Source organism: Nocardia thailandica NBRC 100428, from assembly GCF_000308795.1.
GTDB lineage: Bacteria > Actinomycetota > Actinomycetes > Mycobacteriales > Mycobacteriaceae > Nocardia > Nocardia thailandica.
Map to the genome: position 1 here is coordinate 1 of NZ_BAGK01000100.1, position 752 is coordinate 752.

1 rRNA gene is annotated in these 752 nt (G+C 53.5%); it reads left to right on the forward strand.

Annotated features, from left to right (window positions below):
• Positions 1-298 precede the first annotated feature (298 nt).
• A 23S ribosomal RNA gene (locus ON36_RS35800) occupies positions 299-752 on the forward strand; the annotation flags it as partial.

Below are 752 nucleotides of genomic sequence, written 5' to 3' on the forward strand. Positions count from 1 at the left end.
CTCGGGCCACAGAGGTGGTTTCGAGGTTGGCAGAGCCGTTTAGTCTCCGATCGAGAGACTGCGGAGCTCATGGGTGGAACGCTGACAATCTCATCGCGCTGCGGTCGATCTCCTGATCGGCCGGCGGTGATATACCGACACACTATTGGGTCCTGAAAGAACAGACGTTCTTTCCAGGCAAGAAACGACGAGACTGGTTCTTCAGTCATACCGCCGACTTCGGTCGGGCTGGTGCTGAGCGGTGAATGAGTTTCGTGTGTTGTTTGAGAACTGCACAGTGGACGCGAGCATCTTTGTTTTGTAAGTGTTTAAGAGCGTTCGGTGGATGCCTTGGCACCAGGAGCCGATGAAGGACGTAGGAGGCTGCGATAAGCCTCGGGGAGCTGTCAACCGAGCTGAGATCCGAGGATTTCCGAATGGGGAAACCCAGCACGAGTGATGTCGTGTTACCCGCATCTGAATATATAGGGTGTGTGGAGGGAACGTGGGGAAGTGAAACATCTCAGTACCCACAGGAAGAGAAAACAACAGTGATTCCGTGAGTAGTGGCGAGCGAAAGCGGATGAGGCTAAACCAGTTGGATGTGATAGACGGCAGTCGTTGTCCAGCTGGGGTAGTGGGATCATTCTTCTCTGATCTGCCGATCAGGGCGAGAGTAAGAAACCAACGTGTTAGTTGAAGTGGTCTGGAACGGCCTGCCATAGACGGTGATAGTCCGGTAAACGAAAACATGTTGGCTCTCGTGGATGTCT